Raw genomic sequence first — 22741 nt, forward strand, 5'->3', positions numbered from 1 at the left:
ACGCAGGGCACCCCGGGTGGCCCGGACGCGGCTTGCCTGTGTTCGAGGAATTACGCAACAATGGCGTTGTGAAAAACGTCGGCGAGGCTCGGGAGACCCCCACGGGGACCCCGCACGAGGAGCTCGCGGCTGGGATGCGCTCGGACCGTTCGACGCGCAACCGGGTCGCGCGCTCGATCCTGGACCACGGGCCGTCGACCGTCGCCGAGCTGGCCGACCGGCTGGGGCTCACCCCCGCCGCCGTCCGCCGCCACCTCGACGCCCTGGTCGCCGACGACATCGTGCAACCCCGCGAGCAGCGGGTCTACGGGGCGCGCACCCGCGGCCGGCCGGCCAAGGTCTTCGCCCTCACCGACTGCGGCCGGGACGCCTTCGACCAGTCCTACGACGCGCTCGCCGCCGACGCCCTGCGCTGGATCCAGCAGCGGTTCGGCGGGGACGAGGCCGTCGTCGCCTTCGCCCGCGCGCGGATCGCCGAGCAGGCCGACGCCTACCGCGAGGCCATCGAGGCGGCCGCCCCCGAGGAGCGCACCGAAGCCCTCGCCAGGGCCCTGAGCGCCGACGGGTACGCTGCTACGGCGCGCAGCGCACCGGTCGGCGAGCAGCTGTGCCAGCACCACTGCCCGGTCGCCCACGTGGCGGAGAAGTTCCCGCAGCTCTGCGAGGCCGAGACCGAGGTCTTCTCCCAGCTGCTCGGAACGCACGTCCAGCGACTGGCCACGATCGCCCACGGCGACGGGGTCTGCACGACGTTCATCCCCAAGATTTCCCACAACGCATCTGCAAGCACGGCCGGGAGGAACCCCGCATGACTCTCCCCACGGAGACTGCTCACCCCGAACTCGAGGGCCTGGGCACGTACGAATACGGCTGGGCCGACTCCGACACCGCCGGTGCCTCTGCGCGGCGCGGCATCAACGAGGAGGTCGTCACCGACATCTCCGCGAAGAAGTCCGAGCCGGAGTGGATGACCAAGCTCCGTCTCAAGGGCCTGAAGCTCTTCGAGAAGAAGCCCATGCCGAACTGGGGCTCCGACCTCTCCGGCATCGACTTCGACAACATCAAGTACTTCGTGCGCTCCACGGAGAAGCAGGCGGAGTCCTGGGAGGACCTGCCCGAGGACATCAAGAACACCTACGACAAGCTGGGCATCCCGGAGGCCGAGAAGCAGCGCCTGGTCGCCGGTGTCGCCGCCCAGTACGAGTCGGAGGTCGTCTACCACCAGATCCGCGAGGACCTGGAGGAGCAGGGCGTCATCTTCCTCGACACCGACACCGCCCTGAAGGAGCACCCGGAGCTCTTCAAGGAGTACTTCGGCACCGTCATCCCCGCCGGTGACAACAAGTTCGCCGCGCTGAACACCGCCGTGTGGTCCGGCGGCTCCTTCATCTACGTGCCGAAGGGCGTGCACGTCGAGATCCCGCTCCAGGCCTACTTCCGGATCAACACCGAGAACATGGGCCAGTTCGAGCGGACCCTGATCATCGTCGACGAGGGCGCCTACGTGCACTACGTCGAAGGCTGTACGGCCCCGATCTACAAGTCGGACTCCCTGCACAGCGCGGTCGTCGAGATCATCGTCAAGAAGAACGCCCGCTGCCGCTACACGACCATCCAGAACTGGTCGAACAACGTCTACAACCTGGTCACCAAGCGCGCCGTCGCCTACGAGGGCGCCACCATGGAGTGGATCGACGGCAACATCGGCTCCAAGGTGACGATGAAGTACCCCGCCGTCTACCTCATGGGCGAGCACGCCAAGGGCGAGACCCTCTCCATCGCCTTCGCGGGCGAGGGCCAGCACCAGGACGCCGGCTCCAAGATGGTCCACATGGCGCCGAACACCTCCTCCAACATCGTCTCCAAGTCGGTGGCGAGGGGCGGCGGCCGTACCTCCTACCGCGGTCTCGTCGAGATCGGCGAGGGCGCCCACGGCTCCAAGTCCAACGTGCTGTGCGACGCGCTGCTCGTCGACACCATCTCCCGCTCGGACACCTACCCGTACGTGGACGTCCGCGAGGACGACGTGTCCATGGGCCACGAGGCGACCGTCTCCAAGGTCTCCGAGGACCAGCTCTTCTACCTGATGAGCCGCGGTCTCTCCGAGTTCGAGGCGATGGCGATGATCGTGCGCGGCTTCGTCGAGCCCATCGCGAAGGAGCTGCCGATGGAGTACGCGCTGGAGCTCAACCGGCTGATCGAGCTGCAGATGGAAGGTGCGGTCGGTTAACCACCGGTCCGCAGCCCATCAAGCCCCTTACGTAACGGAAAGCGAGCATTACGACAGCCATGGCTGAGGCTCAGAATATCCCGGTGGGGTCCACCACCGCCGGCGCGATCGCGGTCGCCGCCGAGTCGACCGTCGCCACGCGCATGAGCGCACCCCCGTCCTTCGACGTCGCGGACTTCCCGGTCCCGCACGGCCGCGAGGAGGAGTGGCGGTTCACCCCGCTGGAGCGTCTGCGCGGTCTGCACGACGGCACCGCCGTCGCGACCGGCGAGGGCGTCAAGGTCGCTGTCGAGGCCCCCGAGGGCGTCATCGTCGAGACCGTCGACCGCGACGACCCGCGCCTCGGCAAGGCGGGCACCCCCGTGGACCGGATCGCCGCCCAGGCCTACTCGGCGTTCGAGAAGGCCGGCGTGATCACCGTTCCCAAGGAGACGGTCCTCACCGAGCCCATCCGCATCGCGGTGCACGGCGAGGGCGGCACCTCCTTCGGCCACCAGGTGATCCAGCTCGGGGCGTTCGCCGAGGCCGTCGTCGTCATCGACCACACCGGTGACGCGGTCCTCGCCGCCAACGTCGACTACGTCCTCGGCGACGGCGCCAAGCTCACCGTCGTCTCCGTCCAGGACTGGGACGACAAGGCCGTGCACGTGGCCCAGCACAACGCCCTCGTCGGCCGCGACGCCTCGTTCAAGTCGGTCGTCGTCACCTTCGGCGGCGACGTCGTCCGCCTGCACCCGCGCGTCGCCTACGCCGGCACCGGCGCCGAGGCCGAGCTGTTCGGGCTGTACTTCACCGACGCCGGCCAGCACCAGGAGCACCGCCTGCTGGTCGACCACAACGTCCCGCACTGCACGTCCCACGTGGTCTACAAGGGCGCCCTCCAGGGCGACGAGGCGCACGCGGTGTGGATCGGTGACGTGCTGATCGAGGCCACGGCCGAGGGCACCGACACCTACGAGATGAACCGCAACCTGGTCCTCACGGACGGTGCGCGCGTCGACTCGGTGCCGAACCTGGAGATCGAGACCGGCGAGATCGTCGGCGCCGGCCACGCCTCCGCCACCGGCCGCTTCGACGACGAGCAGCTCTTCTACCTGATGGCCCGCGGCATCCCCGCCGACGAGGCCCGCCGCCTGGTGGTCCGCGGCTTCTTCGCCGAGCTGGTCCAGCAGATCGGTGTCCCGGACATCGAGGAGCGCCTGCTCGCGAAGATCGAGACCGAGCTGGAGGCCACCGTCTGATGGCCTTCGTACGCGCCTGCGGACTGAGCGAGCTGGAGGAGGACACCCCCAAACGGGTGGAGCTCGACGGCACGCCGGTCTCGGTCGTCCGAACCGAGGGAGAGGTGTTCGCCATCCACGACATCTGCTCCCACGCGAACGTCTCGCTCTCCGAGGGCGAGGTGGAGGACTGCCAGATCGAGTGCTGGCTGCACGGCTCCGCGTTCGACCTCCGCACCGGCAAGCCGTCCGGCCTTCCCGCGACGCGCCCCGTCCCCGTATACCCCGTCAAGATCGAAGGGGACGACGTGCTCGTCTCCCTCACCCAGGAGTCCTGAGGCCACCATGGCAACGCTTGAAATCCGAGACCTGCACGTCACCGTCGAGGCCGACAACGCCACGAAGGAGATCCTCAAGGGCGTCGACCTCACCGTGAAGCAGGGCGAGACGCACGCCATCATGGGCCCCAACGGCTCCGGCAAGTCGACCCTCGCCTACTCCCTCGCGGGCCACCCGAAGTACACGATCACCGGCGGCACCGTGCTGCTCGACGGCGAGGACGTCCTGGAGATGTCCGTCGACGAGCGCGCCCGCGCGGGCCTGTTCCTGGCGATGCAGTACCCGGTCGAGGTCCCCGGTGTCTCGGTCTCCAACTTCCTGCGCACCTCCGCCACCGCCATCCGCGGCGAGGCCCCCAAGCTGCGTACCTGGGTGAAGGAGGTCAAGGAGGCCATGGAGCGCCTCAACATGGACCCCTCCTTCGCCGAGCGCAACGTCAACGAGGGCTTCTCCGGCGGTGAGAAGAAGCGCCACGAGATCCTCCAGCTCGAACTGCTCAAGCCCAAGGTCGCGATCCTCGACGAGACGGACTCCGGTCTGGACGTCGACGCCCTGCGCATCGTCTCCGAGGGCGTCAACCGCGTCCGGGAGTCCGGCGAGGTCGGCACCCTGCTGATCACGCACTACACGCGCATCCTGCGCTACATCAAGCCCGACCACGTGCACGTCTTCGCCGCCGGGAAGATCGTCGAGTCGGGTGGCCCCGAGCTCGCCGACAAGCTGGAGGCCGAGGGCTACGAGGCATACACGAAGGGTGGCGCATCCGAGTGACACAGCTGCCGGGCCTCCTCGACGCCGAGGCGATCCGTAAGGACTTCCCCGTCCTGGACCGGCTGGTCCACGACGACAAGAAGCTCGTGTACCTGGACAACGCGGCGACCTCGCAGAAGCCGCGCCAGGTGCTGGACGCCCTGAGCGAGTACTACGAGCGCTACAACGCCAACGTCCACCGCGGTGTGCATGTGCTCGCCGAGGAGGCCACGGCGTTGTACGAGGGCGCGCGCGACAAGGTCGCCGCGTTCATCAACGCGCCCAGCCGCGACGAGGTGATCTTCACCAAGAACGCCTCCGAATCGCTGAACCTCGTGGCGAACATGCTCGGCTGGGCCGACGAGCCCTACCGGGTGGACCGCGAGACCGAGATCGTCATCACCGAGATGGAGCACCACTCCAACATCGTGCCGTGGCAGCTGCTCGCGCAGCGCACGGGTGCGAAGCTGAAGTGGTTCGGTCTCACGGACGACGGCCGTCTCGACCTCTCCAACATCGACGAGATCATCACGGAGAAGACGAAGATCGTCTCCTTCGTCCTGGTCTCGAACATCCTCGGCACGGTCAACCCGGTCGAGGCGATAGTGCGCCGCGCCCAGGAGGTCGGCGCGCTGGTCTGCATCGACGCCTCGCAGGCCGCGCCCCACATGCCGCTGGACGTGCAGGCCCTCCAGGCCGACTTCGTGGCCTTCACCGGCCACAAGATGTGCGCCCCGACCGGCATCGGTGTGCTCTGGGGCCGCCAGGAACTCCTGGAGGACCTGCCCCCGTTCCTCGGCGGCGGCGAGATGATCGAGACGGTGTCGATGCACTCGTCGACGTACGCTCCCGCCCCCCACAAGTTCGAGGCGGGCACCCCGCCGATCGCCCAGGCGGTCGGTCTCGGCGCGGCGATCGACTACCTGAACGCCATCGGCATGGACAGGATCCTCGCCCATGAGCACGCGCTGACGGAGTACGCCGTGCGCCGCCTGACGGAGGTGCCGGACCTGCGGATCATCGGCCCCACCACCGCCGAGGACCGGGGCGCGGCGATCTCCTTCACGCTCGGCGACATCCACCCGCACGACGTGGGCCAGGTGCTGGACGAGCAGGGCATAGCGGTCCGCGTCGGCCACCACTGCGCGCGCCCGGTCTGCCTGCGGTACGGAATTCCCGCGACCACGCGAGCGTCGTTCTATCTGTACTCCACGCCGGCCGAGATCGACGCACTGGTCGACGGTCTGGAGCACGTACGGAACTTCTTCGGCTGAGGGGCGTGCTGACACCGTGAAGCTCGACTCGATGTACCAGGAAGTCATCCTGGACCACTACAAGCACCCGCACGGGCGTGGTCTGCGGGACGGCGACGCCGAGGTGCACCACGTCAACCCCACCTGCGGTGACGAGATCACCCTGCGGGTGAAGTACGACGGCACGAAGATCGAGGACGTCTCCTACGAGGGGCAGGGCTGCTCCATCAGCCAGGCCAGCGCGTCCGTCCTCAACGACCTCCTGGTCGGCAAGGACGTGTCCGAGGCGCAGAAGATCCAGGAGACCTTCCTGGAGCTGATGCAGTCCAAGGGCCGGATCGAGCCCGACGACGCGATGGAGGAGGTGCTGGAGGACGCGGTCGCGTTCGCCGGTGTCTCCAAGTACCCGGCCCGGGTCAAGTGCGCCCTCCTGAGCTGGATGGCGTGGAAGGACGCGACGGCCCAGGCACTGGGCTCGGACGCCGAAAGGAAGACGGCATGACCGACACCGTGGAGATGAAGCCGGCCTCCGAGGACGAGGTCCGCGAGGCGCTGTACGACGTCGTCGACCCCGAGCTGGGCATCGATGTCGTCAACCTGGGTCTCATCTACGGCATCCACATCGACGACGCGAACATCGCGACGATCGACATGACCCTGACCTCCGCGGCCTGCCCGCTGACGGACGTCATCGAGGACCAGGCCAAGTCCGCCACGGACGGCCTCGTCAACGAACTGCGCATCAACTGGGTCTGGATGCCCCCGTGGGGCCCCGACAAGATCACGGACGACGGCCGCGAGCAGCTGCGCGCGCTTGGCTTCAACGTCTGAGATCACCAGCGGAAACGAGCGAGTGGCGGCACCCCTTCCGGGGGGTGCCGCCACTCGCTCGTTCGTCCTGAGGTCTCAGCCCAGTCCGGCCACGAACCGGAACGCCGAGTCGGCACGGTACAGATCGCTGTTCTGGTACGTGTCGAGGCGGACCTGGAAGTCCTTGTGGCGCAGGTAGCGGCCGGGGTAGTTGACCGACTCCAGCATGACGGCGCCGGAGTAGGAGGAGGGGCGCGCGCAGAAGGTGGCGTCCTGCTTGAACAGGGAGGAGCCGTCGTAGCTGTCGGCGTGGAGCACGAAGCTGCGGTGCCGCAGGTACCGGCCGTCGTTCGTCTTGAAGGAGTAACAGGCGCTGTCCGTCAGCCCCTTGACCACGGTGAAGGTGGAGTCCTGGCGGGACTCCGAGCCGCGCAGCGGGTCGAGCTTCACCAGACCGCTGCTCAGATGCCAGTAACGGTCCGGGTAGTTGACGGACCGCACCGACCGTTCGTAGCTGGTCGGCGGGGGCTCGGTGGGCTTGCGGGTCGGGGACGTCGAGGCCTTGCCCGAGGTGTGCGGCGAGGGGCTGGCGCCGTCATCCGTCCCGTCGGCGGACGGGGAGGCCTCTCCGGCCACCGAGGGCGAGGAGGAGACGGACGGGGAGGAGCTGTCGGTGCCCCGGTGGCCGGCCGCCGTCGAGGAGGCGGTGCCGTCGGCGGAGACCGAGGGCGTGGCGAACGAGATCAGGCCGTCCGAGTCGGGGTCGCCGGACAGCGTCCGTCCCTGGCGTGCTTCCGAACTCCCGGCGGAATCCCGGTCGTTGACGGCGATCGCGGTCACGCACGCGACGACGGTGGCCACGGCGAGTCCGCCGGCCAGCCAGAGCCGTCGGGTTCCGGGGGCCCGGGAGGTGTCCGGGGCCCAGCCGTTCTCCCACGGTTGCTCCTGGGGCGGCCGGGACTTGTTTTCTGGCATGCGCTAGTTCCTCCAGCGGCGCTGCTGACGGCGGCCGCGGCTGCGATGGCCCGGTATGTGAACGGTGAAACAGTAGTGGACGCTGTGGCTCGTGTTCAGCCGTTTGGGTGAGCGCTTTCGATAACGCTTTCGCGTCTGTCCACGGGTTGCATGCGTACGTCCGTACATATCACCCCGATTCGTTGTGTACGCTCGTACACATGGGATACCTGACGCTCTCCGGAGCCATCGCCGCCGAGGTGGCCGCGACGACCGCCATGAAGTACAGCGAGGGCTTCAGCAGGCTCTGGCCCACGCTGTTGACGGCGGTGGGGTACGCCGTCTCCTTCCTCCTCCTCTCCCAGACTCTGAAGTCGGTCGGGATCGGCACGGCGTACGCGATCTGGTCCGGGGCGGGCACCGCGACCATCGCCGTCCTCGGTCTCGCCCTCTTCGGCGAGTCCCTGACCCTCACGAAGATCGCCGGAGTCTTCCTGATCATCGGCGGAGTGGTGGTCCTGAACCTCGGAGGTGCGCACTGATGGCCCGCCGCTACGACCCCGAGCGCCGCCAGCGGATCATCGACGCGGCGATCCGCGTGGTCGCCCGCAAGGGCCTGGCCGGCCTCACCCACCGCTCGGTGGCGGCCGAGGCGGACGTCCCCCTGGGCTCCACCACGTACCACTTCCGCACCCTCGACGACCTGATGACGGCCGCCCTGCGCCAGGCCAACGAGGGCTTCGCCAAGGTGGTCGCGGCCCGCGGGGCGCTGTCGGACCCGCGGGCCGACCTGCCCACCGAACTGGCGGCCTGGCTCGGTGCCTGGCTGGCGGGCGAGCGCACCGGCGTGGAACTGGAGTACGAGCTGTACCTGGCCGCCCTGCGCCGCCCCGCCCTGCGCCCGGTGGCGGCCGAGTGGGCCGACGCGATGGCCGCCCTCCTGGCCCCCCGCACCGACCCGCTGACGGCCCGTGCCCTGGTGGCCCTCATGGACGGCATCTGCCTCCAGGTGCTCCTCACCGACACCCCCTACGACAAGGAGTACGCCAGGCAGGCCCTCGCCCGCCTCATCCCCCCGTCCCCGTCCCCGGACTCTCCGGAGCCCCCAACCGCCGCACCGCACTGAGCGCGGCGGCCACACTCCCCGTCACATCGGTGACGGGATACTGCACCTCCCGCACCACCCGCTCCCGGTCCACGACCAGCGTCAGCCGCTTCAGCCGAGTGGCACCGGACGCCCGGAACGTCGGCAGCCGCAGGGCCCCGATGAACGACAACTCCGCATCGGACAGCAACGGAAACCCGAGCCCCTCCTTCTCGGAGAACTCCCGCTGCTCATCGGCCCGTTGCGTCGACACCCCGCGCACGGCGGCTCCCGCCTCCCGGAACTTGCCCCTGCGGTCCCGGTAGGTGCACGACTCCAGCGTGCAGCCCGCGGTCCCCGGGATGTCGGCCCACCCGGGCGGGTAGGACGCCCCCCGGGCGAAGGCCCCCGGAAAGCAGTACAGAACCGTGTACGGCAGTTCGTCGTCGACCGGATCCCGCACCTCCCCCCGGTCGTCGACCAGGCGCAGCTCCGGCACCCGGGTCCCCGCGAGGGCGTGCACCCGCCGCCCCTCGGCTGACGCCTCCTCGGCCGTGGCCGTGGTCCCGCCGTTGCCCAGCACCCAGGCGTCCCCCCAGTCCTGAAGGGCCACCAGCACCGGCAGCAGCGCGCGCCCCCTCGGGGTGAGCCGGTACTCGTACCGCACGGGCCGCTCCTGGTAGGGCACCCGCACCAGCACGTCGGCCTCCACCAGCAGCCGCAGCCGCTCGGTCAACACCTTCCGGGACAGCCCGAGTTCACGTTGCAGCGCGTCGAACCGGTGCACCCCGCGCGCCGCGTCCCGCACGATCAGCAGCGTCCACCAGTCACCCACGACGTCCAGGGCCTGCGCGATCGCGCAGGTGGAGTCGTCGAGGCTCGTCCTGCGGGCCATGGCAGGCCTCCCTTCTCCATTGACCCGAGGCTGTCATGCTGACACAGTGAGTTCCCAAAAGGAACTCACTCGGACGGGGCCCGCAGGGGGGACTCACCCGAGCAGGTACTCACTCGGGGGGAAGAGTGCGAGGACTTCGGCACCTGCCGCGACCGGTATGGCTCCTGGCGGCCGGCACGTTCGCCAACATGACCGTCAGCGTCAGTTTCGTCTTCGTCTTCCTCTATCTGACCGGCCCCCGCGCCCTGAGCCCCGGCGAGGCGGGCCTCCTGGTGGGGCTCGGCGGCGTCGGACTGCTGGCGGGCAACTTCACCGGCGGCTGGTACGGCGACCACCTCGGCCACCGCCGGGTCCTCCTCACCGCGGCGACCGCCTCCGGGGCCCTCCTCGCGGCCGTCCCCGCCCTCCCCACCCCCGCCCTGTACGCGGTCCTGCCCCTGGCGCAGTACACCTCCGGCGTGCAGCGCGCGGCCAACTCCGCCCTCGTGGCGGTGATCGTGCCCGAAGGTGCCCGCCGCCAGGCCTTCGCCCTGATCCGGGCCTCGGCGAACGGCGGCTTCACCATCGGCCCCGTCCTGGGCGCCTTCGTGGCCACCCACCTCTCCTACGACTGGCTCTACACGGCCGAAGGCATCGGCAGCCTGGCCCTGGCGGCCTGGACGGCCCGGGTGTTCCCCGCCGGAACCACCGCCCACCGCCGCCCGCCCCGGCGTGCCGCGGGCGGCCTCTGGCCGGAACTCCGCACCCGGCCGGCCGTCCTCACCCTCCTCGTGGCGATCGTGATCACCGACGTCGTCTACCGCCAGCAGTACTCCACGTTCCCGCTCTACCTGGCCGACCACCACATGGACACGGGCGTGTACGGCGCGCTCCTGGCCGTCAACGGAGCGGTCCTCCTCTGCCTGGAACTCCCGGCGGCCCTGGCCCTGCGCCGCCGCGCCCCCCTCCGCATCGTCGGAACGGGCCTCCTCCTGGTGGGCGCCGGCTACGCGACCCTCCTGCTGGGTGCGAGCGTCACCACGGCCGCCGCCATGATGACCCTCCTCACCCTCGGCGAACTCCTCTACAAGACCACGGCCACCGCCTACATGGCGGACGAGGCCCCACCCCACGTCCAGGGCCGCTTCCAGTCCCTCTACGCGGGCGCGTCGATCACCGGGGTGGTCCTGGCGGCCCCCCTGGGAGGCACCCTCTACGCGGCACACCCGACCGTCCTCTGGCCCCTGTGCGCGGCCCTCGCGGCGCTGGCGGGAGCGGCGGTACTGGCCGCCACGCCCCGCACACCCCGAGGCGGCGAGCGGGAGACCCCGGCGCAGGCGTCCCGGACCGGGCGCCCTGAGCAGGCCGTCGGCTGAGAGCCGCCCCCGACCTCCCCCGCCTCCCTTTCTTCCCCTTTTCCTGCCCCGTTTCCCCGCCCCCTCGGCCCGCCACCTGAGACGACGCCCCGCTGGTTAGCCTCCGCACTCTTCGTCCGGTTAGGTTCTTCCCATGACCGATACGACTGCTCCTGGCACCACCGGCGCGGTGGCCTCCGGCCTCGCCACCCTCGCCGCCGACGGCACGATCCTCGACACCTGGTTCCCGGCCCCCGAGCTGGTGACCGACCCCGGCCCCTCCGGCACCGAGCGCCTCACCGCCGAGCAGGCCGCGGAACTCCTCGGTGCGGGCGCGACCGCGGCCATCGGCCCGGACCCCCGCCGAGGTGTGGAGGTCGTAGCGGTCCGCACGGTCATCGCCTCCCTCGACGCCAAGCCGCTCGACGCGCACGACGTCTACCTCCGCCTCCACCTCCTCTCGCACCGGCTGGTCCGCCCGCACGGCCAGAACCTGGACGGCATCTTCGCCCACCTCGCCAACGTCGCCTGGACCTCCCTCGGCCCGGTCGCCGTCGACGACGTGGAGAAGGTCCGCCTGAACGCCCGCGCCGCGGGCCTCCACCTCCAGGTGACGTCCATCGACAAGTTCCCGCGCATGACGGACTACGTCGCCCCCAAGGGCGTCCGGATCGCCGACGCCGACCGTGTCCGCCTCGGCGCGCACCTCGCCGAGGGCACGACGGTCATGCACGAGGGCTTCGTCAACTTCAACGCCGGCACCCTCGGCACCTCGATGGTCGAGGGCCGCATCTCGGCCGGCGTGATCATCGGTGACGGCTCGGACATCGGCGGCGGCGCCTCCACGATGGGCACGCTCTCCGGCGGCGGCAATGTCATCATCTCCATCGGCGAGCGCTGCCTCATCGGCGCCGAGGCGGGCGTGGGCATCGCGCTCGGCGACGAGTGCGTGGTCGAGGCCGGCCTCTACGTCACCGCCGGCACCCGCATCACCATGCCCGACGGCCAGATCGTCAAGGCCCGCGAACTCTCCGGCGCCTCCCACATCCTCTTCCGCCGCAACTCGGTCACCGGCACGGTGGAGGCCCGCCCGAACAACGCGGTCTGGGGCGGCCTGAACGACATCCTCCACAGCCACAACTGACCGCCGCCCCCACCGGTCACCACCGAGCGCCCTCCCTTCCCGGGGGAGGGCGCTCGGCCATGAGGGGCCGTCCCCCGGAGCCGGCCGCGGCACGCGGCCGGCCACTGATTTCCCGTCACCCGGGAACCCCCTGGACGCCCAGCCCCCGCGCGAATCCCCGCAACGTCTCGAAGTCCCCGTCCCCCAGGCCCACGCGTGGACTGACGTGGTGCAGCAGCGCGGGGGCCGGGTGGTGGGCGGTGACGAAGCCGGTGTCGGCGGGGGAGAGTTCGTCGTCGACCCAGGCGAAGGGGCGGCCCCCGGCATGGGCGACGAGGGTCTCCGTCTTCCAGTGGACGCCGTCGGGCCGCTCGGCGAACAGGGCCGGGCCGAAGTCGACGTGGGGGAGGGCGGGCAGCCCCACCACCGGCGCGATCCAGCGATTGGCGAGGGCCATCCAGGTCGTGGCCCAGACCAGCTCGTAGGGAAGCCGCAGCAGCGCCGCCCCGTGTCCCGGGTTCAGCCAGACCCGCAACGGCCGCCCCGGCCGCACGGACGCCCTGATCGTCGTATACCCCTCGGGGCGCCGCTGGGCCTTGGCGGCGTACGGATTCAGCGGCCCGTCGACTTTACCGACCGCAGGAGCTCGCGAACCTGCTCTGAACTGCGACGATTCATAGACTACATGTCCGTGACGGGGAGTTGAGGCCGTTGCTGTCACTCGTCCGAGTGGTCTCGTGGGACGGCCTTGTGCGGGCTGGATCAGGTTGAAGAGTTCCGGCGCATTTCTTCCGTGGCCAGGCGTGTTTCCTCGGCGGCCACGCGCTCGTACTCGTCCGCAGCCTCTCGTGCTGCCCAGAGTTTCTGGATGTCCCGACCCGGTCGGGGCAGTGGCTTTCCTGTCAGGTGCGCTCTGATGCTGTCGATTGCATGCTGGGGTGCGCCTGTCACTACTTCACGCGGCCAGGCATCCGGCTGCAGTCTGTCCCAGTCCCTGAGCAGCGAGCACATGTCGTGGATCACGGCCAGCAGCTTTGGGTCGTCCAAACGCAGAGTGGCCATCTCGATCCGGATCAGGTGCTCCCGCAGCGTCTTCTCCCAGGCCAAGTGTTCGTGGGCTGGGGTGTGTTGATGGGGGATCGACTCCGCATGCCGGTTGATGGCGAAGAGCTCTTCTGCGATACGTTCAAGGCTGGCCTCCCGCAGAACTGTCCGACGGTTCGCTTCGGTGACCTTCTCGTTCCGCCTCTGCTGCCAGATGCCGCCGAACAGGGAGACGGCGGCACCAACGAGTGTGCCGCCCAAGGCGATGAGGGCTGTTCCCCAGGCTGAATCCACGTCGACATTGTGAGGCACCCCCGACAGAAGATTTCCTGTCGGGGGTGCGACGGACGATCGGGGCGACGCTCAGTTCCCTGGTGCCGGGTCGGTGAGGCGGGCTTCGAGGTCGGCGACGCGGCGGTCCTGGAAGCGGAGGTTGGATCGGGCTGCCTTGAGCCGCTCGTCGAGGGTGCGGTTATCGGTTGTGAGCTGGCGGACGCGTTGTTTGAGGGTGGTGTTCTCGGTGGTGATCCGCTGGATGGCCTCTTCGGTCCACTCGGCTTCCAAGTCCCGGATTTGCCCGAGGAGTTCACCGATGCGGGTGCGCTGGGTGAGGATCTCGGCCTGGGCGGTCTTGAGACCTTCCTCAGCGTTCAGGGCACGTTCGCGCCAGGTCGCCTCGCGCTCGTCGTCCTGGTCGGCGAGCAACTGTGCCCGGCGGCTTCCGGACTCGGCCATCGCGCTGGTGATCGTGGCTCGGGCCTCGGCGTTGTTGTAGAGGAAGGTGCGCGAGACGTCCGCGCGACGGGCGACGGCGGCGATGCTGACCTGGGTTTTCTCGCGCTGAAGTCGGGTGATGGCTTCCCGGACCCGCTGGAGGGCGGCCTCGGTCTTGTGGCGGCGGGCCGCCAGGGCGGCGGCCGTGCGGGGTTCTGGGACGGCAGCGGTCTTCATGCGATTTCCTGATCAGGGTCGTTGTCGGTTGTGCGCGTATCGCTGTACTCGCTCTGCTCGTCTTCGCTGCCCGCGGCGGCGAGGTCGGCGGCGCGGAAGGCGGTGGACCACACGCGGTGGAAGTAGTCCTGCGGTTTGCGCAGGTCCAGGGCGAGGGCGTCATCGAGCAGCCCGAGGCCGGCCAGGGCTTTCTCCAAGCCGTCGATGGCGCGGGCGGTCGGCTCGAAGTAGCGGTGGAGGTAGTCGGCGGTGGCGTCGTCCGAGGCGCCTTCGGCCAGTTGCCGCCACTGTTCCCGTTTCCGCCGCCAGTAGAGGAGATCCGCGCCGGAGAGGACGAACTTGTCGCAGTTGTGGCAGTCGAGGTTCCAGGGACAGGCACCGCCGTCGACGACCGGCTGGAAGGTGCAGAAGCCACCCTCGGCCGGGGTGCTGCGGCGGGCGAGGTCGACGGCGATGGCCAGAGCCTGCTCCTTCGTGAGCGCCTCGGCTGAGTCCCCTGCAAGGAGCTCCCCAGGAGCGGTCGTGCCGGGGCCGGCGACCCAGACATGCTGGAGCACGTTCTCCAGATCGGTGCTGGAGAGGTGGACGTAGTGCTCGGCCATCCGGTCCGAGACGTGTCCGAGGTAGCGGCGGATGTGGGTGAGGGTGGCGCCTTGACGCAGGAGGCTGGTGGCCAGGGTGTGGCGGGCCTGGTGGGGGACGCAATGGCCGATGTCCATAGCGTCGACCCAGGGACGGAAACGGCTGTAGAACCACGGTCTGCTCAGCGCGATTGTTCCGTCGGTGCTGCGGTAGTTGGTGGGGAACAGCGCGAGTCCGTCGCGTTCCTTGCCCGTAGGGGTGTAGCCGTGTTCGTCGGCGAACCGGCTGAGCGTTTTGCGCTGCCGGTCGGCGATGAGGGCGTAGAGGGATTCGGGGATGCGGATGGCCGCGTCGTAGTTGCCTACCTTGGTCTGGTCGTGCCAGAGCATCGCGAGCCCGTTGAGCCGGCCGATGCAGTTCCAGCGGAGCTCGATGACCTCCCCCAACCGCCGTCCGGTGACCACGAGGATCTCCCAGATGTCCCGGGCGCCCTCGTCATCCGGATCGTGGACGCGTGTGAACTCGGCGAGATTGTGTTCGTCGGCCAGTGCGCGTGCCACCTCGTCGGCGAAGGGGCGTCGCCGCTTCTGGTAGGCGGTGCCGCCGGCATTCGGCAACGCGATGACGAACTCCCTGGCCAGACCGATGGCGCCGGTCACGCCATCGTCCATCGCCTTACGGAGGATCCTGCGGGTGTGGTTGAAGACCAACGATCGCGTGCCGGTCGTGACGATGCTCGCCTTCCCATCGACCCGGACCATGGCCAAAGACGGGAGCGCGTGGCGCTCGCGATATCGCTGATCTGCGACGAAGCGGTCGGCGTGTTCCTTCGCCAGGACTGCGGGGTCGTGGCCCCCGCCGGGAGCGTCGGCCTCGATGAAAGCGCTCAACTCGATCATCGCTCGACGAATCTGGTCAAGCGTGTGGGCACTGTTGGGGCAGCGCGGGGAGCGCAGGAGTTCCGCGAAGTAGTCCCACGTGATGTCCCGCAGCCACCGTTGAGAGATCGCGGTGAGGCTGATGTGCCCGAGCCGGTTCTCGTAACTGATACCGAAGTGCCTCGTTTCGAGGAATCCGGCCTCTTTGGCCTCCTCAGTTGTGAAGTAGACCAGGCGCAACTCGTGGAGGATCTCTTTCACGACCCCGCTGGCGGCCTTGGTCAGGCAAGCAAGGTCCAGATCGACGATCGAGGTCGCATCCTGCTCGCGGCAGGCGTTCACCACCATGCGGAGCGCGGTGACATCCCAGCGGGCCGGACGCGACCGCTGCGTATGAGCGAACAACCCCCACTGGATTTCCGCTCGCGGCAGCGGCCTCAGCCCGCGCAAATTCAGCTGAGCGGGCACAGAGACCGCGATCTCCCTGGCGCACCACGCACGGAACTGGACGTGGTCGACGTAGCTGACAGCGACTCGCCCCCCGCGCCACGATCCGCCCGGAATGGACGCGCCGCCGGGAGAACCCGCCCTCCGGTAGGCGTGAGTGTGTCGCTGGCACAGTCCCAGCGGCGACTCTGCCAGCAGGGGACAGACCAGCACCGTGCAGGTCCCGAACCCCGGAGCAGGGCTTTGCTCGGCGGCCCACCCACCGAAGTCGGGTGCGGCGTCCTGTCCGGCTCGCGTCCGACTCCATTTCTGGAGGTGATATCTGCAGAGACGGTACCGACCTGCCCGCGCGGGTCGTCCGGGGCAGATCAGACAGGCCAGATTCCCGTCATGCTCGGTTGTCTGGCTCAATGGTTCAGCAGTGCTGAGGAATGCTGACCTGATGACGCCTTCTTTCGCTGCCGTGAGCCACTCCTGGCGATGGGCGTGGCAGAAGTCGCCGAGACCGGTGACGCGCTGGCAGTCGGTGACCCGGCAGAACCACCGGTAGGTCTGGTGCCCTCGCGGGATCTGGACGATGTCGTCGCGGAACAGAGGGTCGAAGGAGGGCGCGCTCGTCAGCGCGGTGAGGATCTCCAGGCGATCCCTGCCGATTCGCGTGTGGTCCTGGTGCGTGTTCAGCAAGGGCAGCAGAAACGCGTCCCGGCGCTTCACCGGTCCTCACCCCAGACCGTGCGCAGAGCGGCGTCGAAGACCGGATCGTGGATGTCGACGTGCCCGTAGACCTCGTCGACCATCGCGGCCGAGGCCCAGCCGCCCGCGTCCCGGGCGATCAGGGTGTTGCCGCCCGCGGCGTCGAGAACCGCCGAGGTAAAGGTGTGCCGGAAGGCATGGGGTTTCACCAGCCCCAGCCCAGCGCGTTTCCCGGCCCGGCCGAGCATCCGGCGGGCGCCGACCGGGGTCCACGGCTGGCCCGTATCGGCGCCGTGCAGTTGGACCAGGAGCATTCCGTGCCGGACGCTGCGCGGGTACTCGGTGGTGATGTACTCGAAGTAGGAGTGCACCATCGCCGGGCTGACACGCTTGATCAGCCCGCCGGTGACCATCCCGCGCTCGACCCGCCACGGGTGCTTGGTCTTGGCCTCTGCCCCGTTCGGGTTGCCGGGCCGGTGGCAGACATGCAGATGCGGGGTGCGGCACTCGCCGCAGGCAGCGTTCTCCCGAAGGTGCAGGTCGACCAGGTGCAGCCCGCACAGCTCGCCGATCCGCAGGCCACCGTCGGCGAGCCAGTCCACGACCAGCCGGTCACGGGCGGCGTTCACCGTTTCCAGCAGCCTCTCCCTCGCCCCGTCCGGCAACATCTTCGGGTGCCGGCGGTGCGGCCCCTTCGGCGCCAGCGGATTCGTGGGCAGCGGCGACTTCACATGACCGAGGAACGAGCGACGGCGGTCCACCCGCGACGGCAGCCGGGACCTGTCGAGTTTCTTGCCGAGTTCGCCGTTTACGCCGAGCGCGGCTTGGTGCAGGTAGAAGCCCTTCAAGCAGGCCGCCGCGGTCGACAGCGCCGAGCGGCCGTAAGGGCGCTTACCCACCCGCCACGGTTCTCCGAGAGGCATGCGGACCTCGGCACCGACGATCCCCATGTACCTTTCCAGATCGCGCAGTTGGACCGTTTCGAAGGCCAGACACTCTCGCTCCAGCCACCGCAGGTGGTCCACCAGGTAGTACGCGTAGGTCTTCTGCGTGCCCGAGCCCTCGTGCTCACGCAGGAACCGGTCCGCCTCCGTGTGCAGCGTGCCCTCGGGCCAGACGATCGTCCATGATCTCCGCCCGTCCTTCCTCTCGATCCGCTGGACCCTCAAGTCCCCGACCACGACGTGCCGTACCACTTGTCCTCCGTACCGACTCCGGAACATGACTGACGTCACGGTCCCGGTCGGTAAACGAGCCCATGACGCCCAAGTCACAGGCCCAGACGGACATCACGGGCAGCACTACCCGCGGTCGGTAAAGTCGACGTCCAGGAACAGCAGGGGGCGGCTCATGCGCCCACCGTAGGGCAGCACCCTCCCCGAGCCGGCGGAATTATTTTCGGCCGACAGGCATAGCGGGACCCGCCCGGAGGCGTCACCAGGGGCACAGGGGCCGGGCAGCGGGTCCGCTCCGGGGGAAGAGAAGGTGCAGATGGATGCCGAGGGACTGGAGAGCTTCCGCGACTTCGTGGACAGCAGGTCGTCCGCGCTGCTGAGGACCGCCGTCCTGCTCAGCGGCGGCGATCGGCACGCCGGCGAAGACCTGCTCCAGAACGCCCTGGCCAAGGCCGCGGGCCGCTGGCACCGCATCGACGAACCCGAGGCATACGTACGACAGGTGCTGTACCGCCAGCAGATCAGCCGCTGGCGGCTGAAGTGGCGCCGACGCGAGATCAGCGTCGCCGAACCGCCGGAACCCGGTGCCGACCCGGACGGCTCGTACGCCGCCGACCTGCGCCTGGTGATGCGCGCGGCGCTGTCCCGGCTGACCGCCCGCCAGCGCACCGTCCTCGTCCTGCGCTACTTCGAGGATCTCCCGGAGGCCGACGTGGCCCGGATCCTGGGCTGCTCGGTGGGCACCGTACGGTCCACCACCCACCGCTCCCTGGCCCGGCTGCGCTCCCTCGCGCCGGAACTCGCCGCCCTCGGTCCCGCGGACGTCGAGCAGCCGTCGTCCCGTGACTTCTCGCCCGTGGAGGTGCGTCCGTGAACGTCGACGAACTCGTGCGCGACTCCCTGCGCGACCAGGCCGAGGGACAGCCACCGGCCGCACCTGGCCTCGCCGACCGGGTGCTGGGCCTGCGCCGGCGCCGCCGTACCCGCAGGCTGGTGTCGACGGCGGCCGCCGTCGCCGCCGTGGTCGTGGTCTCCGTGGCGGTGCCGATGCTGGACTCGGGCGGGACCCGTGACGTACGCCCCGCGGACGTCACGGAGCCGAACCGGACCGTCGCGCACCCCGACCAGTCCCCGCCGAGCGACCTGATCGCGGCGGGACGGACGGCGCTGGCCGCCTACTACGGGACGGTCCCGGTCGCGCAGTCCGCGCAGACGGCGGTGGCCACCCGCACCTACTGGCTGCTGAACCCGGTGACGAAGAAGTACGTGAAGACCACCAAGTGGTCGTGGGTCGCCGTCGCCCCGGGGCTGCGGACCGCCGCCGTCCTGGAGCAGCATCTGCCCGTGCGCCGGATCGGCCTGCTCGACCTGGCCAGTGGCGAGGTCGAGCGGTGGATCCAGGTCGACCACGCCGTCGGCGGGCTCGCGTTCTCCCGCGACGGACGCGAGCTGGTCGCGACGACGTACAGCGAGAACCCCGACCTCAGGCCCATCCCGAAGAAGCTGAAGGGCGGCGGCGAGGTGACCGTGGAGACGCCGTCGCATCGCACCGGCTTCTACGTGATCGAGGTGGCGTCCGGGAAGGCGTCGCGGTGGAGCCAGGTAGGCGCGGGCGGCGGCCCCGGAGCCCCCGACATGATCAACACGCGTCAGGACTTCGCCTTCAGCCGCGACGGCGGCCTCGTCTGGTCCGGCATGCCCATGGACCCGGGCTACCAGTACTACGACCGGGACGGCACCCCGGTGAAGCCGCCCGCCGACGCGAAGTACCGGCGCTGGTACGTCGAGGCGGGCCTCTCGCCCGACGGCAGGCTGCTCGCCGGGGACTTCGCGGGCAGCAAGTACAAGACGTCCTCCTGGATCCTCGACCCCAGGACCGGCGGGCGGATCACCGAGACGCACGGCCAGCAGCTGCTCGCCTGGGCGAGCGACGACTCGCTGGTCGCCTGGGACATCGGAAAGGACGGCAACGAGTACCACCAGCGGCTCGTCCTGGTCACCCTAGACAGCGACAAGGTGGTCCCGCTCAGCGACTTCCGCTCGACGAAGGACGACACCCTGGGCCGCTGGGACCCGGTGTTCGCGGACCGATGACGCTCCTCGACGTCAGACGGCGCAGCGCTCGTGGGCGTCCCGCAGCCGGTCGAGCGCCTCGGGGTCCGCCGGGCGCAGTGGGGCGCGGACCGGGCCTGCGGGCAGGCCGAGCGGTGACGGTGCCGGGTGGTGCGTTGTTGGAGGCGGGCGGACACGGGGGTGTCGCCCGCCTCGGACGGCGTCCCGTGCGGTGCGGTGGCGTCAGGCGAGGTAGTGCTCGTGGGCGTTCCGCAGGCTCTCGACCGCTTCGGGGTCGGCCGGGCGTAGTGGGGCGCGGACGGGGTCTGCGGGCAGGCCGAGTGTTGCGAGGAGTGCCTTGCGGGTGACGGTGCCGGGTGGTGCGTTGTTGGAGGCGGGCGGACACGGGGGTGTCGCCCGCCTCGGACGGCGTCCCGTGCGGTGCGGTGGCGTCAGGCGAGGTAGTGCTCGTAGGCGTTCCGCAGGCTCTCGACCGCTTCGGGGTCGGCCGGGCGTAGTGGGGCGCGGACCGGGCCTGCGGGCAGGCCGAGCGTGCCGAGGAGCGCCTTGGCGGTGACGGTGCCGGGCAGACCCGCGGCCGTCATCGAGGTGATGAGGGGGATGGCGCGCTGCTGGAGGCGGGCGGACACGGGGGTGTCGCCCGCCTCGAACGCGTCCAGGATCGCGCGCAGTTGCGCCGGCACCACGTTCGCGACGGTGCTGACGTACCCCGCCCCGCCGACCGCGTACAGCGCGAGATTGTGCTCGTCGCATCCGGCGTAGTAGGCCAGCCCGGTCTGCCCGATGACCTGCTGGGCGCCGAGGAAGTCGTAGGAGCAGTCCTTGACGGCGACGATCCGCGGATGCCCGGCGAGTCGCAGCAGGGTCTCCGGCTCGATCCGGGTGCCGGTGCGGCCGGGGATGTCGTACAGCATCACCGGCAGCCCGGACGCGTCGGCGACCTCTCGGAAGTGCGCCTCCAGGGCGTCCTGCGGGGGCCGGCTGTAGTACGGGCTGACCACGAGCACCCCGTCGGCGCCGGCCTTCTCGGCGGACCGGGCGAGTTCGACCGTGTGCCGGGTGTCGAAGGTGCCGACGCCCGCGACGAGTGACGCCCGGTCGCCGACCGCCTCCCGGACGGCCGCGACCAGCTCCGTCTTCTCGGTGTCCGAGGTGGTCGGCGACTCGCCGGTCGTGCCGGACAGCACCAGCCCGTCGCAGCCGTGCCCCACCAGCCACTCGGCGAGCCGCTGTGCCCCGTCGAGGTCGAGCGCACCCGACGCGGTGAAGGGCGTGACCATCGCGCAGAGGGCTCGACCGAAGGGTGGGGTGAGGGAAGCCGCGTATGTCATGGCAGCAGTCTCGGGCCCACCACCGTGAAGCTCCACTTAAATCTTCTACGAGATATTGATAAGTGGTGCTGAGAAGTTGCCGACCGGCCGACTCTTCGGGAGGTACACGCCGCGCGACCGTCCACCGAAAACTGATTTCTCCTGGACAAAAAAAGTGTTCGGTGAGACGCTGGACGCATGCTGGATGTGACCGTGATCGAGGACCCCGAGGCCGCCGCCGTCTCCCTGGACCCCATACGGGCCAGGCTGCTGGCCGAGCTGGCCGCGGGGCCCGCCTCGGCGGCGATGCTGGCCGGAAAGGTCGGCCTGCCGCGGCAGAAGGTGAACTACCACCTGAAGGCCCTGGAGCGGCACGGCCTGGTCGAACTGGCCGGCGAGCGCCGCAAGGGCAATGTCACCGAGCGGCTGATGCGGGCCACCGCCGCCTCGTACGTCATCTCGCCGCTCGCCCTCGCCGGGGTGCAGCCGGACCCCGACCGCTTCCGCGACCAGCTCTCCGCGCGCTGGCTGCTCGCGCTCGGCGCACGCCTCGTGCGGGACGTCGGTTCGCTGATCACCGGAGCCGCGAAGGCCCGCAAGCGGCTGGCGACCTACGCGCTGGACGGCGAGGTCCGCTTCGCGACCGCCGCCGACCGCGCCGCGTTCATCGAGGAACTGACGGCGGGGGTCAGCGCCCTCGTCCGCAAGTACGGCTCCCCGGACGCGGAGGGCGGCCGCGACCACCGGATCGTCGTCGCCGTCCATCCCACGCTGAAGGAGCAGCCCCCCGCACCTCCCGCGGTCGCCCCGCACGACCCCGCACTTCCCCACCCGTGAACCCGCTTCAGGAGCAGAGGATGTCCAAGGAATTCGAGATCGTCCGTGAGTTTGAGGTCGACGCCACGCCCGAGGAGGTGTGGGAGGCGATCACCCGCGGCACCGGGGCGTACCTGTGGCCGATGGAGGCCCCGGAGCCCAAGGTCGGAGGCTCGGCGGCCTTCGGGTCCACCGTCACCGCCTACGACCCCCCGCACCACCTCGCCGTCCGCAGTGAGGACGTCGGCATGCCGACCCAGAGCCTGAACCAGCTCGAGCACGTCATCGAGGCACGCGACGGCGGCCGGCGCGCCTGGGTCAGGTACGTGCACAGCGGGATCTTCACCGACGACTGGGACAACCAGTACGACGGGGCGAGCCGGCACACCGACTTCTATCTGCACACCCTGCGCGAATACCTCACCCACTTCGCGCCCCGCCCCGTCACGTTCGCCCAGCTCAACGGGCCCGAGGCGGCCACCGCCCCCGGGGCGCTCACCGAGGCCGAGCGGGCGCTCGGCCTGCCCGAGGACGCTGTGGAGGGCAGCCGGGTCACCGTGCGCGGTCCCCGGGAGTTCGACGCCGTGCTCGACTACCGCAACCCCTACTTCGTCGGACTGCGCACCGACGACGCCCTGATCCGCTTCTTCGGGCGCAACCACTGGGGCGCCCCCGTCGGCATCAGCGTCCACGACTTCGCGGCGGACGCCGACGCCGAGGCCACCGAGACCGCCTGGCGGACCTGGCTGGACGAGGTGTACGGCCAGGCCCGCTGACGGG

General features: G+C 69.9%; 24 protein-coding genes. 16 read left to right on the plus strand and 8 right to left on the minus strand.

Going from position 1 to position 22741, the window contains the following annotated elements:
• Positions 1–68 precede the first annotated feature (68 nt).
• Genes AQJ58_RS36980 through AQJ58_RS37015 form a run of 8 tightly spaced genes read left to right on the plus strand, consistent with a single transcriptional unit; the run spans position 69 to position 6623 of the window.
• A complete protein-coding gene (locus AQJ58_RS36980; protein ID WP_067258555.1) occupies positions 69–812 on the plus strand; it encodes a helix-turn-helix transcriptional regulator in 744 nt (247 codons plus the stop codon).
• The gene (gene sufB, locus AQJ58_RS36985; protein ID WP_067258557.1) at positions 809–2230 is read left to right on the plus strand and encodes a Fe-S cluster assembly protein SufB; all 1422 of its coding nucleotides are present in this window, start codon (positions 809–811) and stop codon (positions 2228–2230) included. The genes AQJ58_RS36980 and sufB overlap by 4 nt, the downstream gene beginning before the upstream one ends.
• A gap of 59 nt (positions 2231–2289) precedes the next feature.
• Positions 2290–3471 (plus strand): Fe-S cluster assembly protein SufD, encoded by a 1182-nt coding sequence (gene sufD / locus AQJ58_RS36990; RefSeq protein WP_067258560.1) that lies wholly within the window; start codon positions 2290–2292, stop codon positions 3469–3471.
• Positions 3471–3788 (plus strand): non-heme iron oxygenase ferredoxin subunit, encoded by a 318-nt coding sequence (locus AQJ58_RS36995; protein ID WP_067258562.1) that lies wholly within the window; start codon positions 3471–3473, stop codon positions 3786–3788. Before sufD ends, AQJ58_RS36995 begins: the two co-directional genes overlap by 1 nt.
• Before the next feature lie 7 nt (positions 3789–3795).
• Positions 3796–4560, plus strand: coding sequence for a Fe-S cluster assembly ATPase SufC (sufC, locus tag AQJ58_RS37000; protein WP_055636906.1), 765 nt, complete (start codon positions 3796–3798; stop codon positions 4558–4560).
• Positions 4557–5813, plus strand: coding sequence for a cysteine desulfurase (locus AQJ58_RS37005; protein ID WP_067258565.1), 1257 nt, complete (start codon positions 4557–4559; stop codon positions 5811–5813). Before sufC ends, AQJ58_RS37005 begins: the two co-directional genes overlap by 4 nt.
• A gap of 16 nt (positions 5814–5829) precedes the next feature.
• The gene (gene sufU / locus AQJ58_RS37010; RefSeq protein ID WP_067258568.1) at positions 5830–6294 is read left to right on the plus strand and encodes a Fe-S cluster assembly sulfur transfer protein SufU; all 465 of its coding nucleotides are present in this window, start codon (positions 5830–5832) and stop codon (positions 6292–6294) included.
• A complete protein-coding gene (locus AQJ58_RS37015; protein WP_067258571.1) occupies positions 6291–6623 on the plus strand; it encodes a metal-sulfur cluster assembly factor in 333 nt (110 codons plus the stop codon). Before sufU ends, AQJ58_RS37015 begins: the two co-directional genes overlap by 4 nt.
• Before the next feature lie 75 nt (positions 6624–6698).
• Here AQJ58_RS37015 and AQJ58_RS37020 read toward each other — a convergent pair whose 3' ends face one another.
• A complete protein-coding gene (locus AQJ58_RS37020) occupies positions 6699–7577 on the minus strand; it encodes an AbfB domain-containing protein (RefSeq protein ID WP_067258572.1) in 879 nt (292 codons plus the stop codon).
• 200 nt (positions 7578–7777) lie between these two features.
• Between AQJ58_RS37020 and AQJ58_RS37025 the strand changes: the two genes are divergently transcribed.
• Both AQJ58_RS37025 and AQJ58_RS37030 read left to right on the plus strand, forming a co-directional pair.
• Entirely contained in the window at positions 7778–8098 is a 321-nt protein-coding gene (locus AQJ58_RS37025; protein WP_067258575.1) for a DMT family transporter, read from the plus strand.
• Complete coding sequence (locus tag AQJ58_RS37030) at positions 8098–8682, plus strand: TetR/AcrR family transcriptional regulator (RefSeq protein WP_067258578.1); 585 nt, start codon at positions 8098–8100, stop codon at positions 8680–8682. Before AQJ58_RS37025 ends, AQJ58_RS37030 begins: the two co-directional genes overlap by 1 nt.
• Here the strand turns inward: AQJ58_RS37030 and AQJ58_RS37035 are convergent.
• Positions 8624–9535, minus strand: coding sequence for a winged helix-turn-helix transcriptional regulator (locus tag AQJ58_RS37035; protein WP_067258579.1), 912 nt, complete (start codon positions 9533–9535; stop codon positions 8624–8626). The genes AQJ58_RS37030 and AQJ58_RS37035 overlap by 59 nt on opposite strands.
• A 125-nt stretch (positions 9536–9660) precedes the next feature.
• Here AQJ58_RS37035 and AQJ58_RS37040 point away from each other — a divergent pair, with 125 nt between their 5' ends.
• Both AQJ58_RS37040 and dapD read left to right on the plus strand, forming a co-directional pair.
• On the plus strand, positions 9661–10890 hold the full coding sequence (locus tag AQJ58_RS37040; protein WP_067258582.1) for an MFS transporter: 1230 nt from the start codon (positions 9661–9663) through the stop codon (positions 10888–10890).
• A gap of 133 nt (positions 10891–11023) precedes the next feature.
• A complete protein-coding gene (dapD, locus tag AQJ58_RS37045; RefSeq protein WP_067258584.1) occupies positions 11024–12013 on the plus strand; it encodes a 2,3,4,5-tetrahydropyridine-2,6-dicarboxylate N-succinyltransferase in 990 nt (329 codons plus the stop codon).
• A 115-nt stretch (positions 12014–12128) separates the two neighbouring features.
• Here dapD and AQJ58_RS37050 read toward each other — a convergent pair whose 3' ends face one another.
• The 5 genes from AQJ58_RS37050 to AQJ58_RS37070 all read right to left on the minus strand — a co-directional run bounded on the left by AQJ58_RS37050 (position 12129) and on the right by AQJ58_RS37070 (position 17783).
• On the minus strand, positions 12129–12608 hold the full coding sequence (locus AQJ58_RS37050; RefSeq protein ID WP_067258815.1) for a hypothetical protein: 480 nt from the start codon (positions 12606–12608) through the stop codon (positions 12129–12131).
• A 146-nt stretch (positions 12609–12754) separates the two neighbouring features.
• On the minus strand, positions 12755–13330 hold the full coding sequence (locus AQJ58_RS37055) for a hypothetical protein (RefSeq protein WP_067258586.1): 576 nt from the start codon (positions 13328–13330) through the stop codon (positions 12755–12757).
• 69 nt (positions 13331–13399) lie between these two features.
• Positions 13400–13987: a DUF6262 family protein gene (locus AQJ58_RS37060; protein WP_067258588.1), complete on the minus strand. Its 588-nt coding sequence runs from the start codon at positions 13985–13987 to the stop codon at positions 13400–13402.
• The gene (locus AQJ58_RS45130) at positions 13984–16608 is read right to left on the minus strand and encodes a tyrosine-type recombinase/integrase (protein WP_067258590.1); all 2625 of its coding nucleotides are present in this window, start codon (positions 16606–16608) and stop codon (positions 13984–13986) included. Before AQJ58_RS45130 ends, AQJ58_RS37060 begins: the two co-directional genes overlap by 4 nt.
• Positions 16605–17783, minus strand: a complete 1179-nt coding sequence (locus AQJ58_RS37070; RefSeq protein WP_234360429.1) for a tyrosine-type recombinase/integrase — start codon at positions 17781–17783, stop codon at positions 16605–16607. The genes AQJ58_RS45130 and AQJ58_RS37070 overlap by 4 nt, the downstream gene beginning before the upstream one ends.
• A gap of 295 nt (positions 17784–18078) precedes the next feature.
• Here AQJ58_RS37070 and AQJ58_RS37075 point away from each other — a divergent pair, with 295 nt between their 5' ends.
• Positions 18079–18636: a SigE family RNA polymerase sigma factor gene (locus tag AQJ58_RS37075; RefSeq protein ID WP_067258596.1), complete on the plus strand. Its 558-nt coding sequence runs from the start codon at positions 18079–18081 to the stop codon at positions 18634–18636.
• On the plus strand, positions 18633–19856 hold the full coding sequence (locus tag AQJ58_RS37080) for a hypothetical protein (RefSeq protein ID WP_067258598.1): 1224 nt from the start codon (positions 18633–18635) through the stop codon (positions 19854–19856). Before AQJ58_RS37075 ends, AQJ58_RS37080 begins: the two co-directional genes overlap by 4 nt.
• 410 nt (positions 19857–20266) lie before the next feature.
• Here the strand turns inward: AQJ58_RS37080 and dapA are convergent, their stop codons facing one another.
• Positions 20267–21166, minus strand: coding sequence for a 4-hydroxy-tetrahydrodipicolinate synthase (gene dapA / locus AQJ58_RS37085; protein ID WP_079079464.1), 900 nt, complete (start codon positions 21164–21166; stop codon positions 20267–20269).
• A gap of 177 nt (positions 21167–21343) precedes the next feature.
• Here dapA and AQJ58_RS37090 point away from each other — a divergent pair, with 177 nt between their 5' ends.
• Together AQJ58_RS37090 and AQJ58_RS37095 are read left to right on the plus strand one after the other, a co-directional pair.
• Entirely contained in the window at positions 21344–21982 is a 639-nt protein-coding gene (locus AQJ58_RS37090) for an ArsR/SmtB family transcription factor (RefSeq protein WP_067258602.1), read from the plus strand.
• Between the two features lie 20 nt (positions 21983–22002).
• Positions 22003–22737, plus strand: a complete 735-nt coding sequence (locus tag AQJ58_RS37095) for an SRPBCC family protein (RefSeq protein ID WP_067258604.1) — start codon at positions 22003–22005, stop codon at positions 22735–22737.
• Positions 22738–22741 lie beyond the last annotated feature (4 nt).

This window comes from Streptomyces sp. DSM 15324 (genome assembly GCF_001514285.1).
Lineage (GTDB): Bacteria > Actinomycetota > Actinomycetes > Streptomycetales > Streptomycetaceae > Streptomyces.